Source organism: Nocardia grenadensis NBRC 108939, assembly GCF_001613445.1.
Classification (GTDB): domain Bacteria; phylum Actinomycetota; class Actinomycetes; order Mycobacteriales; family Mycobacteriaceae; genus Nocardia; species Nocardia grenadensis.
The window spans coordinates 1-14,641 of record NZ_BDCJ01000013.1; the positions used below are offsets into that span (position 1 = coordinate 1).

Genomic DNA, 14,641 nt, shown 5'->3' on the forward strand with positions numbered 1-14,641 from the left:
GTTTTACGACGGGTCAGGACAAGCCAACCGCGGGGCCGCCACCATCCTCACTGTTTTACGAGACACCTCGAAGGGTTGAGGGCCCGTCTCGCCCCTTGGCCGAAGGTGCTCAAAGGTCGCACTCTATGGACGGCCCACCGCACATCGCATGAGCCGAAGGCTCGAGTCTCGAGGCCGAAACGGCGAGACCAAGGGGGCCGCAACCCGCGACGCCGAAGGCGCCGCCAAGAACACAGAACCTTCACGAGCAAGCCCGCAATTCCATCTTCACGAACCGGGCAAGCCCACCGAGCCCTCGCCGATCAGCCCGCTACGCCCCGGTGCGGCATACAGAACGTGAACAGCGAGCACCGACCACGCACACCTACGCCGGCTCGGGATCCGCCCCCAGTGCCGGAAGAGTCGCCGAAATCACAGCGGGATGTTCTTGTGGTGGCTGGCCCGGCAAGGCGCCGCCGCCAGCGCGGCCGCGATCTTGCTGCGCGTATGCGCCGGGTCGATGACCTCGTCGACCACCCCGATCGACACCGCCCGCTCCACCCCGCCGGCGATGGCCTCGTGTTCGGCGGTGAGCCGTTCGTGCAGCGCTTCCCGCTCTTCTTCCGGCACCGCGGCCAGGGCTTTCTTGTGCAGGATCCCGACCGCGGCTTTCGCGCCCATCACCGCGACCTCCGAGCCCGGCCAGGCGTAGACCGCGGTGGCGCCGAGGGAGCGGGCGTTCATGGCGATGTAGGCGCCGCCGTAGATCTTGCGGGTGACCAGCGTGACCCGCGGGACCCGGGCTTCGGCGAAGGCGTGCAGCAGTTTGGCGCCGCGGCGGACCACACCGTCCCATTCCTGGCCGACGCCGGGCAGGTAGCCGGGGACATCGGTGATGACGACCAGCGGGATGCCGAAGGCATCGCAGAGGCGCACGAACCGGGCGGCTTTCTCGGCGCTCTTGGAGTCCAGGCAGCCGCCGAGCCGCAGCGGGTTGTTGGCCAGAACGCCGACGGTGCGGCCGGCCAGGCGGCCGAGGCCGGTCACCATGGAGCGGGCGTAGCCGCCCTGGAGTTCTTCGAAGCTGGATTCGCCGTCGACATTGTCGAGCAGTTCGTGGAGCAGCGGTTTGACGTCGTAGGCGCGTTTGGCCGAGGCCGGGAGCATGGCCTGCAGGTCGATATTGCCGTGTTCGGCGGCGACGAGGTCGAATTCGCCCTGTTCGGCGAACATCGAGACCAGGCGGCGGGCGCGGTGCACGGCGTCGGCTTCGTCGTCGGCGACGATATGGGTGACGCCGGATTTCTTGCCGTGGGTTTCCGGGCCGCCGAGGGTGGCCATATCGACCTGTTCGCCGGTGACGCTGCGCACCACATCCGGGCCGGTAACGAAAACGCGACCTTCGGGGGCCATGATCACGATATCGGTGAGCGCGGGGCCGTAGGCGGCGCCACCGGCCGCGAAGCCGAGTACCACCGAGATCTGGGGGACCCGGCCGGAGGCGCGGACCATGGCCTCGAAGACCTGGCCGACCGCGTGCAGGGCCTCCACACCTTCGGCGAGCCGGGCGCCTCCGGAATGCCACAGGCCCACCACCGGTGCGCCGGAATCGATGGCGGTGTCGATGGCGTCGACGATATGCCGGCAGCCCTCCACGCCCATGGCGCCACCCATCACGGTGGCATCGGAGCAGTAGGCGACGGTGCGGACGCCGTCGACCTCACCGACGGCCGCGAGCACACCCGACTTGTCGCGCGCGTGCAGCGGCAGCACGGTGCCGGGGTCGAAGAAGCGTTGGAGCCGCCCGAGGGGATCACGCGGATCGGTCGCAGTTTCCTGATGGCGGGCCGGAGCGATAGTCGTCATCGCGTTCCTCCTCGAAAATGTGCGCCCGAGACGCGGGCCACTTGGTGTCGAAGCCCGGACGGGGCCGCCCGGATGAAACCCGGCGGCCCCGTCTATGGGTCGTCGAACAGTTCGGTCGGACCGTCAGGCCCGGCCGAAGGCGAGCGCGACATTGTGCCCACCGAAACCGAACGAATTGTTGATCGCGTACTCGATCTCCTGGCGGCGGGCTTCGCCCTTCACCACATCGAGGTCGATCTCCGGATCCTGGTTTTCCAGGTTCAGGGTGGGCGGCACGATACCGTCCCGGATGGCCAGCACGGTGAGCACGGACTCCAGTGCGCCGACGGCGCCGATGGAATGTCCGAGCGCCGATTTGGGCGCGTAGACCGAGGCGTGGTTGCCGACGGCCTTGTTGATCGCCTTCGCCTCGGCGGTGTCACCGATGGGGGTGGCGGTGGCGTGGGCGTTGATATGGGTGATGTCCTGCTTGGACAGACCCGCGGTCTGCATGGCCCGGGTCATGGCGCGGGCGGCGCCCGTGCCTTCGGGATCCGGCGCGACCAGGTGGAAACCGTCGGAGGTGATACCGGCGCCCAGCAGCCGGGCGTGGATGGTGGCACCGCGCGCCTTGGCGTGCTCCTCGGTTTCGATGACCATGAGCGCGCCGGCCTCGCCGAAGACGAAGCCGTCGCGGTCGGAGTCGAAGGGACGCGAAGCACCCTTCGGGTCGTCGTTGCGGGTGCTCATCGCACGCATCATGGTGAACGCGGCGATCGGCACGGCGTCGATGAAACCTTCGACGCCGCCGGTGACGACCATATCGGCATCACCCATGACGATCATGCGCCACGCGTTGGCGATACCTTCCGAGCCCGACGAACACGCCGAGACCGGAGTGACCACTCCTGCCCGGGCCTGCAGCTCGAGACCGACGACGGCGGACGGCCCGTTCGGCATGACCATCTGAACAGCGAGCGGCGAGATCTTGCGATATCCGCCGTTCTTCAGCTTGTCGACCGAATCGATGAGCGCGTCACCGCCACCTAGTCCAGTGCCGATGGCCACACCCAGCCGATCCGGATCGACTTCCGGGCTGCCCGCATTACGCCAGACCTCGCGGCCGAGCACGGTCGCGAGCTGCTCGACGTAGGCCATCCGGCGGATCTCGACCCGGCTCAGCAGGCTGTCGGGACGAACTTTCAGATGGCCGCCGATGCGGACCGGTAGGTCGTATTCCTCGACGAAGGAATCCTCGAGAACGTCGATGCCGCTCTCGCCGTTGAGGAGACCCTTCCACGTCGCATCGACGTCACCCGCGATCGACGTGGACGCCGCCAGGCTCGTGACGACGACATTCGGGAAGTTCCCGTTCAAGGTGGAAGGAGTGGTCACGGTTTCGGCCCTACTCGGCGTTGTCGAACTTGGCCTTGAGCTCGGCGGCGGTGTCCGCGTTCTCCGCCTCGAGCTTCTGGATGTAGGCGACGGCGTCGCCGACGGTCTTCAGGCTGGCCAGATCCTCGTCCGGGATCTTGACCCCGTACTTGTCCTCGGTCTGAACCGCGATCTCGACCATGGACAGCGAGTCGATGTCCAGGTCATCGACGAAGGACTTCTCGACGGTCACCTCGGAGGGTTCGATACCCGTAACCTCTTCGATGATCTTGCCGAGTTCCTCGACGATTTGTTCCTGGGTCAGAGCGGCCACTTCGTGGCTCCCTTCTTGTTTTTCTCGGTAGGGCTCTACATATTTCTTCGGGCCGAGACGACGCACGGTTACGTCGACCCGGTGCCGTGCTCCCGTCGAGGGTTCGTCGGAAACACGGCCGTAGGCAAGCTAGCCGGAGCTCGTGAGCTCGGCGAGCGCGGGGAGGTCCTCCGGGGTCTTCAGCGCCAGGTTCAGGGTGCCTTTGAGTTCCCGTTTGGCAATGCCGACGAGGGTTCCCGCCGGTGGCAGCTCCGCCACCGCCGAAACACCGGCCTGCCGGACGGTTTCGGTACACAGGTCCCACCGGACGGGCCGGGTGACCTGCGCGGCGAGCTTAGCCACCGCGTCCGCGCCGGACTCGACCGGCTTGCCGTCGGCGTTCGACAGCAAGGGCCGAGTCGGCTCGTGCGGGGTGATCTCGGCGATCGCCGCCGCTACCGCCTGCTGGGCGGGAGCCATGAACTCGGTGTGGAACGCGCCCGCCACGGGAAGCGCTCGCACGCGGGCCTTCTCCGGCGGATTCGCGGCCAGTTCGGCCAGTGCGTCCAGGCGTCCCGCCGCCACGATCTGACCGGTGGCGTTGCGGTTGGCCGGGACCAGTTCCAGTTCGTCGAGCCGCGCCAGCACGGTGGCCTCGTCGCCACCGAGCACCGCGGACATACCGGTCGGTTCCAGTGCGCACGCCTTCGCCATCTCGGTACCGCGGATGGCTGCCAGCGTAACTGCTTGGTCGGCGGAGATCACGCCGGCGACCGCCGCGGCGGCGAGTTCGCCCACCGAATGTCCGGCCACGATGGTGTCGGCCGGCACCCGCTGATCGCCGATCTCGGCGAAGGCGAGCAGCGCGGCGGCCACCACGAGCGGCTGGGTCACGGCGGTGTCGGTGATCTCTTCGGCGGTCGCTTCGGTCCCGAGCCGGATGAGATCCAGACCGGATTCCTTCGACCACAGTGCGAGGCGGTCACGAGCGCCTGGCAGGTCGAGCCAGGGCGCGAGCATGCCGGGTGTCTGAGAGCCCTGTCCAGGGGCGAACAACGCGATCACGTACCTAAGAAAACACTGTGAGACGGCGTTTGCGAGATGTCGACGTGAATGAAGCTTTCGGACAGGTTTTGTATGGTCTCCACAAAAGCCCGCGTGGCGTGTCCGAATCGACCGAATCGGGGTTCGCGTTACAGCCCGTCTTTGTTCGATGGGACAAAAGAGTCCTCTGAGGTTTGTGATGACGATTCGTTACGTGTTCGTGTCAAACGACCCACGGTGGCGGCGATTCGTAACACATACGCATCCCGCGGATTGAGCGGATCACGACCGGTTACTTCCCCGATCCGCTTCAGGCGATAACGCACAGTATTTGGATGAACGTACAGTTGACGCGCGCACATCTCGACCGCACCACCGCAATCCAGGTAGGCATCCAGGGTGTCCGCCAGGGCGGAACCGGCAGAGGCCAACGGTAGGACAAGGTACTCGACGAGCGCGTCGACCGCAGCTCGATCACCGAGCAACGCGCGTTCGGGCAGTAATTCCATGGCGTGCACCGGGCGCGGCGCCTCCCGCCAGCCGATCACCGCCTCCATGCCGGCGAGCGCCTCCAGGGCGCTGCTGTGCGCCGCGCCGAGGGTGCGCGTGGTCGGCCCGATCACCACCGGGCCGTCCGAGAACGCCTCGGTGAGCAGATCGTCCATGAACGGCGAGCTGCGCAGGGCGTCGCCCAGCGGGCCGCTCACCACCATCACCAGGCGGGAGCCCTGGACCACCGCCAGCGCCGCCCGGCCGTGCCGGGCGGCGATGGTGTGCACCGCGCCGACCACCGACACCCCCTGATCCCGCGGCGGCGTACCGACCAGGACCGTCGCGGGGGCGGTCGCGTCCCAGTTCAGGGTGGCCGCCCGGGAGAGCATGTCGGAACCGGTATCGCCGCGCACCACCGCGTCCACCACCAGCGCTTCCAGCCGGGTATCCCAGGCGCCCCGGGATTCGGCCGCGCTGGCGTACACCGAGGCGGCCGCGAAACCGAGCTCACGCCCGTATCGCAGAACCGCCTCGGTGAGCGCGACCAACTGCCGGTCGTTCCGCGCCAGCGCGGGCAGCCACTGTTCGAAGAAATCCATGGCGACCCGGACCATGTCCACGGTCTGGCGCAGCGTCAGCCGCCGCGCCAGATCCTGCGGAATGACCTGGAAGGCATCCATACTGAACCGGATATCACTATCCGGGTCCTGGAGCCATTCCAGGAAGTTGACCACCGCGGTCTGCACCAGCATCTGCACGCCGGCACGCTGCGCGGCGTCCAGATCGGCGAAGAACGGCAGCCGATCCTGCATCGACCCAACGGCTTCGGTGGACAGCCGCCCGGAGAACTGCTTGACGCGTTTGAGCAGCGTGTCCGGCAAGGGATCACGGTTCTGCCGGTTCGGCGACAGCGCGCCGGTCGGCAGGTACACCTCGTGCTCGCTGGAGCCCTCGGAGACCCGGCGCGGACGCGGTGGTCTGCGTTCGATCATCGAACCGCCGTCACTCCGCGTCTCCGGCCCCGCCGGCGGTGAACTCGGGCGCCGCCGACACATCGTCGATGCGATACCGAGCGGCGGCCTCGGCGGCTTTCGCCGGATCCAGCCTGCCGATCCGGCCCAGTCCCGCCAGGGCGGCGACCACGATGGATTCCGCGTCGACATTGAAGACCCGGCGTGCGGCGGGCCGGGTGTCGGAGAACCCGAATCCGTCGGTACCGAGCGTGGTGTAGTCGCCCGGGACCCATTTACGGATCTGATCCGGTACCGCGCGCATCCAGTCCGTGGCGGCCACGAACGGACCCTGTGCCTCGGCCAGCGCCCGTGCCACGTAGGGCTGCCCCGCGTCCTCACCCGGGTGGTGCAGCGCCTCGATCTCGAGTTCGAGGGCCTCCCGGCGCAGCTGGCCCCAGGAGGTCACCGACCAGACGTCGGCGGCCACACCCCAGTGATCGGCCAGCAGCTGCTGGGCGCGCAGGCCGTCGGGCACGGTGACACCGGAGACCAGGATCTGCGCCCGGACATCACCCGCGCCACCCTTCTTGTACAGGTAGATCCCCTTGAGCAGACCGTCGACGTCGAGATTCTCGGGCTCGGCTGGCTGCTGGTAGGGCTCGTTGTACAGGGTGAGGTAGTAGAAAATGTTCTCTCCACCGAACCCGTCCACGCCCGGCGTACCGCCGTACATCCGGCGCAGGCCGTCGCGCACGATATGGGCGATCTCGAAGGAGAACGCCGGATCGTAGGAGACGACCGCGGGGTTGGTGGCCGCCAGCAGCAGCGAATGGCCGTCGTTGTGCTGCAGACCCTCACCGGTCAGGGTGGTCCGGCCGGCCGTCGCGCCGAGGACGAAACCGCGGGCGAGCTGATCGGCCGCGGCCCACAGCCCGTCACCGGTGCGCTGGAACCCGAACATCGAATAGAAGATGTAGAGCGGGATCATCGGCTCGCCGTGGGTGGCGTAGGAGGTACCGACCGCGGTGAACGACGCGGTGGAACCGGCCTCGTTGATGCCCTCGTGCAGGATCTGCCCGACCGTGCTCTCCTTGTAGGCGAGCATCAGTTCCGCGTCGACCGAGGTGTAGAGCTGGCCGTTGCGGTTGTAGATCTTCAGCGACGGGAACCACGAGTCCATACCGAAGGTGCGGGCCTCGTCCGGGATGATCGGCACGATGCGCTTGCCGATCTCGGGGTCGCGCAGCAGTTCCTTCATCAGCCGCACCAGCGCCATGGTGGTGGCCACGTTCTGCTTACCCGAACCCTTGCGCACCGATTTGTACGCCTCGTCGCCGGGCAGTTTCAGCGGTGCGATATTCGTACGCCGCTCCGGCAGGAACCCGCCCAGGGCCTTGCGGCGATCCAGCATGTACTGGATCTCCTTGGTCTCCGGGCCCGGGTGGTAGTACGGGGGCAGGTACGGGTCCTTCTCCAGCTCGGCATCGCTGATCGGGATCCGCTGCAGGTCGCGGAAGTCCTTGAGGTCTTGCAGGGTCAGCTTCTTCATCTGGTGGGTCGCATTGCGGCCCTCGAAATGCTTGCCGAGGGTGTAGCCCTTGATGGTCTTGGCCAGGATCACCGTCGGCTGGCCCTTGTGCGCCAGCGCCGCCGCGTAGGCCGCGTACACCTTGCGGTAGTCGTGACCGCCGCGCTTGAGGTTCCAGATCTCCTGATCCGACAGATCCTGCACCAGCGCCTTGGTGCGCGGGTCGCGGCCGAAGAAATGGTCGCGGACGTAGGCACCGTCGTTGGCCTTGTAGGTCTGGTAGTCGCCGTCGGGCGTGCTGTTCATCAGGTTCACCAGCGCACCGTCGCGGTCGGCGCCCAGCAGCGCGTCCCACTCCCGGCCCCAGATCACCTTGATGACATTCCAGCCGGCGCCACGGAAGAACGACTCCAGTTCCTGGATGATCTTGCCGTTACCGCGGACCGGGCCGTCGAGGCGCTGCAGGTTGCAGTTCACCACGAAGGTCAGATTGTCCAGACCCTCCATGGCCGCCACATGGGCGAGACCGCGCGATTCCGGTTCGTCCATCTCGCCGTCGCCGAGGAACGCCCACACATGCTGCTCGGAGGTGTCCTTGATCCCGCGATCGTGCAGGTAGTGGTTGAACCGGGCCTGGTAGATGGCGTTCATCGGGCCCAGGCCCATCGACACCGTCGGGAATTCCCAGAAATCGCTCAGCAGCCGCGGATGCGGATACGACGGCAGGCCCTTGCCCAGGCCGCCGTGGCTGTACTCCTGGCGGAAGCCGTCGAGCTGATCGGTGCTCAACCGGCCCTCGAGGAAGGCGCGGGCGTAGATACCGGGCGAGGCGTGACCCTGGATGAAGATGGAATCGCCGCCGCCGGGATGGTCCTTGCCGCGGAAGAAATGGTTGAACCCGACCTCGTAGAGCGCCGCCGAGGACGCGTAGGTGGAGATATGCCCGCCGACGCCGATACCCGGACGCTGCGCGCGGTGCACCATGATCGCCGCGTTCCAGCGGATCCAGGCCCGGAAGCGCCGCTCGGTCTCCTCGTCGCCGGGGAACCAGGGCTCGTTCTCGGTCGGGATGGTGTTGACGTAATCGGTGGACGTCAGCGAAGGAATGGAGACCCGCCGCTCACCGGCGCGTTCGAGCATCCGGAGCATCAGGTAGCGGGCCCGGCCGGGACCTTCGCGCTCGAGCATCTCGTCGAACGACTCGAGCCATTCGCTGGTTTCCTCCGGATCTATATCCGGTAGGTAAGACGCCACTCCTTCACGAATCACACGGACTCGGCCACCGGCGGGCGCACCGTGGGCGTCGCGAGGGGTGGGAGCGGAACCCGGCACAGCGGATTCCGCCGGGACGCCAGAGTGGATCAGATCGGTCAAAACTGCTCCTCGTACAGGGGGTGGTCGAGCTGATGGCTGCGGTGACCCCGAGTGGCCCGCTGGTGTGCGGATCACTCGTGACGACTTTTCCGGGCGTACCCACGCACTCGCGTGGCACGTCCCACATCATCATGTCAGCCGCCGATCCAGTACCGTTCGACAGGCACGTCTCACTGCGGTTACCGAGGAGTCGGGAGGACGATGGAAGGGCTGGACCCGCGCCGGTTCGGGCTGGTATGCGCCGCGACGGCCCTGGTCGCCGGCGCCGCCGTGGCCGGTTGCGCGCAGCAGGTCGAAGGTATCGCGACACCTAACGCCGCCGAGGCGACCTCCTATCGCGAATACGCCTCGTCCTCGTCCGCCGCCGCCACCTCGTCCCAGATCGCGGCCGCCCGCGACAAGGCCATCTCCGACAACTGCACCCTCTTCCCCGGCACCACCGGGGTCGGGGTGAGCAAGTACAACGAGTTCGTCGACGCCCACGACAACGACGCCCCCGACTACGACGCCAAACGCGACGGCGCCGTCACCGCGCTCGAGGACGCCGCCAAACAGGTCGAGGGCGGAGTGAACACCGCGGGCGCGCAGCTGCCCGAGGAATTGCGGACGAAGTTCGTCGCCTACGTCGACTCGGCCCGGGCCCTCGCCCAGGCCACCCGGGAGATGACCTACACCTCCCCCGTCGGACCGCTCAACGACGCCAGCAAGCGCGTGAACGACGCGCGCAACGCGGTACGCGATGCCTGCCCCAAGTAACCCGGATCGCCCGTCACCAGCGGTTTCGGACGACATAGAAAATTCGATCCACCCGATCGGCTTGCGTTAGGGCCGATAACCATGTTCGCTTGCAGATATCTGTAGTCGGGAGTTGAGGAGGACGCCACCGTGGTCGCCGCGGCGGACGATCAGAATTTCGCTCAGAAGCTTGGCATCACCCACGGCATGGTTGTCCAGGAGCTGGGCTGGGACGAGGACACCAACGACGACCTCCGGGCCGACGTCGAGGAGACCTCCGGTAGTGAACTGCTGGACGAGGACTCCGACGAGGTCATCGATGTCGTCCTGCTGTGGTGGCGGGACGGCGACGGTGACCTGGTCGACGAGCTGATGGAGGCGATCGGCCCACTCGCCGACGACGGCTTCATCTGGGTGCTCACCCCCAAGACCGGTAATGCCGGCCATGTCGATCCCAGTGAGATCGCCGAGGCCGCACCCACCGCGGGGCTCACCCAGACCTCCGCCATCAAACTCGGTGAATGGTCCGCCAGCCGGCTGGTGCAGCCCAAGGCCCCCACCAAGCAGCGCTGAGCCGCCCACAACTGTTCCGCGCACCCCATGGGCCGGGGTGCGCGCACCCGAGATTCGGAGGACCCTCATGCCCATAGAGGTCGGTGCCCAGGCGCCGGAATTCACCCTCAAGGACCAGAACAATCAGGAAGTCTCGCTGGCGGACTACCGCGGCGAGAAGAACGTCCTGATCGTGTTCTACCCACTCGCCTTCACCGGCATCTGCCAGGGCGAGCTGTGCAAGGTCCGCGACGAACTGCCGCGGTTCCAGAACGACAACACCGAGATCCTCGCGATCTCCGTCGGCCCGCCGCCCACCCACAAGATCTGGGCGGCCGAACAGGGCTACGTCTTCCCGCTGCTGTCGGACTTCTGGCCGCACGGCGCAGTGGCCCAGCAGTACGGCGTCTTCAACGACGTGACGGGTTTCGCCAACCGCGGCACCTTCGTCGTCGACCGCGAGGGAATCATCCGATTCGCGGAGATGAACGGCCCCGGAGAGCCCCGTGACCAGGCGGCTTGGGAGAAAGCGCTCGCCGCGCTAGATTCATAGACCGTTCCCCTCGGACACTGTCCGGGGGTCCGGGCGTATAGCTCAGCGGTAGAGCTCTGGTTTTACACACCAGCGGTCGGGGGTTCGAACCCCTCTGCGCCCACCATTACCGCCCTTGCGGATCGACCCTCGATTCAGCCGGGCCACTCGCATGCGCAAATCTGCGTCGATCTCTTCGGAACCGCCACGTGGTCGCCTCCCTCTCAGCCGAACCAACGCTCAGGGCCGAGGGCGCAGGACCCTCACGTCGGTCCGAACGATCCAACCGTCCACGTACTGCGTCGGCTCTCCACCCGGCGCTTCCGGTCTCCGTCTGGACCACGATCCGTAACCGAGCGGTCTTTCACCACGGAGCAAGAAGTATTTCGCCGACGAAGCGGATGACGCTTTTCCAGCGGGCTCGTCTCCACGCCGTGACCCGAGAGAACCGCGAAGCGCAGCGGGTCCTTGCGCTCGCCGACAGGGCCGCGGCATCGGCCGAGGACGAACAGAAGCCCGACGCCGGGTACTGGTACACCCCGGGGTTCTACGGCCCTCAGCGCTCCCGAGTGCTGCGCGCGCTGGGACAAGCCGAGCGGGCGCGGGAAGAAGTCCGGGCCGCCGTCGACGCGCTTCCGCCCGAACACCGCCGGGCCGAGTGGGCCGCGAAGTGGCGGCGGGCGGCGGACGGTGTCGACGATGTGCCGCACTGAGCAGTAGGGGCAATTCCGGGAACTGGCGTCCGCTGTGTCGCCAGCACGGCACTCGCTGTCTTCCGGCCCTGACGTGAGCACTGCCGGTGGCGCACGGCGGATATCCGATTCGTCCGGGCTGGGGCAGGTTCGGCCCTACCATCAGGTCTGCCACTGCTTCCCCGGCCGGTCCACACGCAACTACGGCGCGACGCCCCGGCCGCCCACGGCGGGCAGCACATAGGAGAAACGCCGCACCCGCGGCAACCACAGCTGCAACTCGGTGAGGTCGGTCAGGTCGGTGACCCCCGCGATCCGCGCGAGCCCCCCGTGCAGCCGGTGCCATTGCCCAATCCGACCCGGCGGCAGCGTTCCGGCGACACGGTTCGCCCATCCGTCGTCGCGGGGACGTGGTTCCAGGTCGGCGACGAACCGGTGCAGCGGGGTGCCGGGTGGTCGGTGCGCGAGTCCGCCGTCTACCCCGTCCCCCGGCCGCGGCGGTCCGTCGAGGACCACGCCGAGCAGTTGCGTACCGGCGGTGAGCAGGCCCAGCAGAAGGATGACGGCCTGGTATTCGCCCGGCTGCCCGTCGGATCCGAGGAAGCGGGACGCCTCGGACAGATCGCGAGTGGCGCGGACCATCCGGTACAGGTTGACGAGACGTTTCGCCTCGCGGGGTGTCTCGATCAGTGTGTCCAATGCCGCGAGCAGGGCGATCTCGGCTTCGGTCATCGGACGTGGTGGCGGGGTGCGGAGCCCGTCCTGTTCTTGCCGGTCGACCTCGGATCCGCGTTCGACTGTGATCACGCCAGCGGTCCGGGGCTCGATCGTCGGCGGCGCCGGTACGGGCGGTGGCGTGTCCTCGACCGGCTCCACCGTCGGGGCAGGTACGGGATCGGGTCCACTGATCGAGCGGAGCAGGCGGCCCAGGCCGTGCGACGACATCGCTGGTAGGACGAGCGGGATATTGAGGATTTTCTCCAGGTAGTCCTCCGGGGTGCGTCCGAACGCGTCCGGGTCGTCATCGGCGTCCATCGCCAGCAGATCGGAGTAGCTGCTGCGCAGCGAGCGCAGCAACCACCGCGGGTCCACACCGACCACGACCACGAACAGTTCGAAGGCCAGCAGCAGGTGTACCGCCTGCAATACCTCGACCACCTGCGCCGGCCGGCACCGGTCCAGATCGTCGATATAGAGGACGATCCGGTCGACCGGCCGCCGGGACCGGTCCCATTCCTGGTCGCTCGCCCGCCATTCCACCATCAGTTCGACGAGCTGTTCGAAATCCTTGCGGACTGTGGAGACCAGCCCGAGACTGCCCGAGTAGTCGTCACTGCGCGCCCGGTCGGCGATGAAACCGTGCAGGCGCCGCCCCGGCGCGAGCTGGGCGAGTTGCCGGCCGAGTTCGCCCACCTGGGTGACGACCTCGTCCAATTGCGCCTGCGCCACCTGCTGTCGCGCCTCGGCGGCCCGTAGCCGGTCCAGCGTGTCCGACATCTGTTCGGCCACCGCCGCGTCGGCCGCGCCGCGCATACCGGTGTGCAGTTCCCCGGCGATTTCCCGCAGTGTCTGCAATCCGGCGCGCGCCCGGATGAGCAGCGCGACCCCGGTGCCGGCGCACGCACCGAAGAGCGCGACGGCCCCGGTCAGCCAGTCCCGCAGGCCGGGCGCGAGAACCGCGGCCAGCAGGCCGGTGAGCAACAGGACGGCCGCCACCGCCAGCGCGATCCGGCCGCGCCGATCGGCCGGGACCCGCCGCAGCGCCTCGGCTTCGGTCAGGGTGCCGTGCATCTCCTCGGCCAGCAATCTGGCCCGGGCGGCCTCGTCGGTGATGCCGAGCCGGCGCCACAGGCCGTCGACGCGGCCCCGGAACGACTCGGAGTTGCGCAGCGCCACCAGGAGGTCGCCGGCGGTCGTCTCACGGGTCGCCGTGGCCTCGTCGATCTCCGCGCGCAGTGCCGCCGCGGTATCGCCCGCCTCCCGGGTGGCGATCTCGAGCTGTCTGCGCTGGTCGACCCGGTGGGCGAGCTCCCGGCGGATCCGCTCCGCCCGCTCCCGCGAACCAGGCTCGGCGCCGGCGAGCTGCCGGAAGATCTCGTCCCCGAGGCTGGCCCACAGATTGCTGTCCGTGTAATGCCACGCATTGAAACCGATCTGCACTATCTCGGTGCAGTACCGTTCGCCGGTTCCGGCCAGTCCATCGATCCGGTCCCGCAGCATCGCCATGAAATAGCTTTTGCCCGAACCCCACGCCCCGAAGACGCCGACCGACAGCGGCAGTGGTGTCGCACGGTCGGCGATCACTGTGGCCAGCATGGACACATATGGTGCGACGCCGAGTTGGTCACGGTCCAGCGGGATCCCGATATTCGGATCGACCAGATCGGCGGACAGGCTACCGGCCAGGCCACCGGACAGGTCGGGTACCGATCGGGCGAATTCCGCCGCGATGGCCGCCACCTCGCTCCGCTCACGGCAGAAGAAGACGACACCGTCCAATCGCTGCCCGGGCGGATCCCACGCGGATTCCACTGCGGCGGCGACCACCACCGCCGCGACCTCTGTCTCGGGCCGGTTCAGGATCCCGGCCGTGAACAGTGGCAGGCCGAGAACCCGGGTACCGCCGCCGACCGCGGTCCGGATGGCTTCCTGGACGGCCAGCCGGAGGACGTCGTCCGACAACGCGCTCTCGTCACCGCCGGACTCGCGCGGGTTGACGAGGAGCGCCTGTTCCGGCCTCGTGGACGAGAGCGCGAAGAATCGTGGACGGCGGGCGTCGATCAGCTCGTATCGGATCGAATTCCAGGCCGCGTCCGGATATGCCTCACGTAACGCACTCCCGAGCGAGCCGACCCCGGCTCCCACCGACACCGCGATCGTATCGATATCGAGTTCCCACGGGCGATTCGTCAAAGCCAACGAGAACCGCGTCGCGCCGATCACACCGAGTTCGGTGATGTCGACGGCGTCCGATGCTGTCATTCTTCATCTCCCCCGGTCGCGTTCACGCGGTGCCGAGTATGCCATCCGTGCACGCGAGAAGGACTCCGAGAAGCGGACCGGCGTAGCCGGGGCAGCGAGGAGGGTTTCCGGGGCCGGGGATTCTCCACCGCGTTCTCCGCGTCCACCGAGACCTGTTTCCGGCGGCAGGGTGTCGACCGGATCACCGTGGAGACCGGGCTGGACGACGGCGGGGTGGCGTGGGCGAAGGCCGGCTACGGCTGGGAT

General features: G+C 67.8%; 11 protein-coding genes and 1 tRNA gene. 5 read left to right on the forward strand and 7 right to left on the reverse strand.

Going from position 1 to position 14,641, the window contains the following annotated elements; genetic code table 11:
* Positions 1-411: 411 nt before the first annotated feature.
* The 6 genes from NGR01S_RS16025 to aceE form a co-directional block, all read right to left on the reverse strand.
* Complete coding sequence (locus tag NGR01S_RS16025) at positions 412-1,845, reverse strand: acyl-CoA carboxylase subunit beta (protein WP_063037578.1); 1,434 nt, start codon at positions 1,843-1,845, stop codon at positions 412-414.
* A 123-nt stretch (positions 1,846-1,968) separates the two neighbouring features.
* On the reverse strand, positions 1,969-3,219 hold the full coding sequence (locus tag NGR01S_RS16030; RefSeq protein WP_063037580.1) for a KasA/KasB family beta-ketoacyl-ACP synthase: 1,251 nt from the start codon (positions 3,217-3,219) through the stop codon (positions 1,969-1,971).
* Between the two features lie 10 nt (positions 3,220-3,229).
* Positions 3,230-3,532, reverse strand: coding sequence for a meromycolate extension acyl carrier protein AcpM (gene acpM / locus NGR01S_RS16035; RefSeq protein ID WP_030524039.1), 303 nt, complete (start codon positions 3,530-3,532; stop codon positions 3,230-3,232).
* Between the two features lie 129 nt (positions 3,533-3,661).
* The gene (locus tag NGR01S_RS16040) at positions 3,662-4,576 is read right to left on the reverse strand and encodes an ACP S-malonyltransferase (RefSeq protein ID WP_063037582.1); all 915 of its coding nucleotides are present in this window, start codon (positions 4,574-4,576) and stop codon (positions 3,662-3,664) included.
* 128 nt (positions 4,577-4,704) lie between these two features.
* On the reverse strand, positions 4,705-6,039 hold the full coding sequence (locus NGR01S_RS16045) for a PucR family transcriptional regulator (RefSeq protein ID WP_063037946.1): 1,335 nt from the start codon (positions 6,037-6,039) through the stop codon (positions 4,705-4,707).
* Positions 6,040-6,049: 10 nt separating this feature from the next.
* A complete protein-coding gene (gene aceE, locus NGR01S_RS16050; RefSeq protein ID WP_218020785.1) occupies positions 6,050-8,860 on the reverse strand; it encodes a pyruvate dehydrogenase (acetyl-transferring), homodimeric type in 2,811 nt (936 codons plus the stop codon).
* Positions 8,861-9,103: 243 nt separating this feature from the next.
* Here aceE and NGR01S_RS16055 point away from each other — a divergent pair, with 243 nt between their 5' ends.
* The 5 genes from NGR01S_RS16055 to NGR01S_RS16075 all read left to right on the forward strand — a co-directional run bounded on the left by NGR01S_RS16055 (position 9,104) and on the right by NGR01S_RS16075 (position 11,434).
* Entirely contained in the window at positions 9,104-9,658 is a 555-nt protein-coding gene (locus NGR01S_RS16055) for an Rv2240c family protein (RefSeq protein ID WP_030524043.1), read from the forward strand.
* A 129-nt stretch (positions 9,659-9,787) separates the two neighbouring features.
* Complete coding sequence (locus NGR01S_RS16060) at positions 9,788-10,210, forward strand: DUF3052 domain-containing protein (protein WP_063037586.1); 423 nt, start codon at positions 9,788-9,790, stop codon at positions 10,208-10,210.
* 67 nt (positions 10,211-10,277) lie between these two features.
* Complete coding sequence (locus NGR01S_RS16065) at positions 10,278-10,742, forward strand: peroxiredoxin (protein ID WP_063037596.1); 465 nt, start codon at positions 10,278-10,280, stop codon at positions 10,740-10,742.
* A 31-nt stretch (positions 10,743-10,773) separates the two neighbouring features.
* Positions 10,774-10,848, forward strand: a tRNA-Val gene (locus tag NGR01S_RS16070).
* 307 nt (positions 10,849-11,155) lie between these two features.
* On the forward strand, positions 11,156-11,434 hold the full coding sequence (locus tag NGR01S_RS16075) for a hypothetical protein (RefSeq protein ID WP_157107287.1): 279 nt from the start codon (positions 11,156-11,158) through the stop codon (positions 11,432-11,434).
* 180 nt (positions 11,435-11,614) lie between these two features.
* Here NGR01S_RS16075 and NGR01S_RS16080 read toward each other — a convergent pair whose 3' ends face one another.
* Entirely contained in the window at positions 11,615-14,395 is a 2,781-nt protein-coding gene (locus NGR01S_RS16080) for a P-loop NTPase fold protein (RefSeq protein WP_063037600.1), read from the reverse strand.
* Between the last annotated feature and the right edge of the window lie 246 nt (positions 14,396-14,641).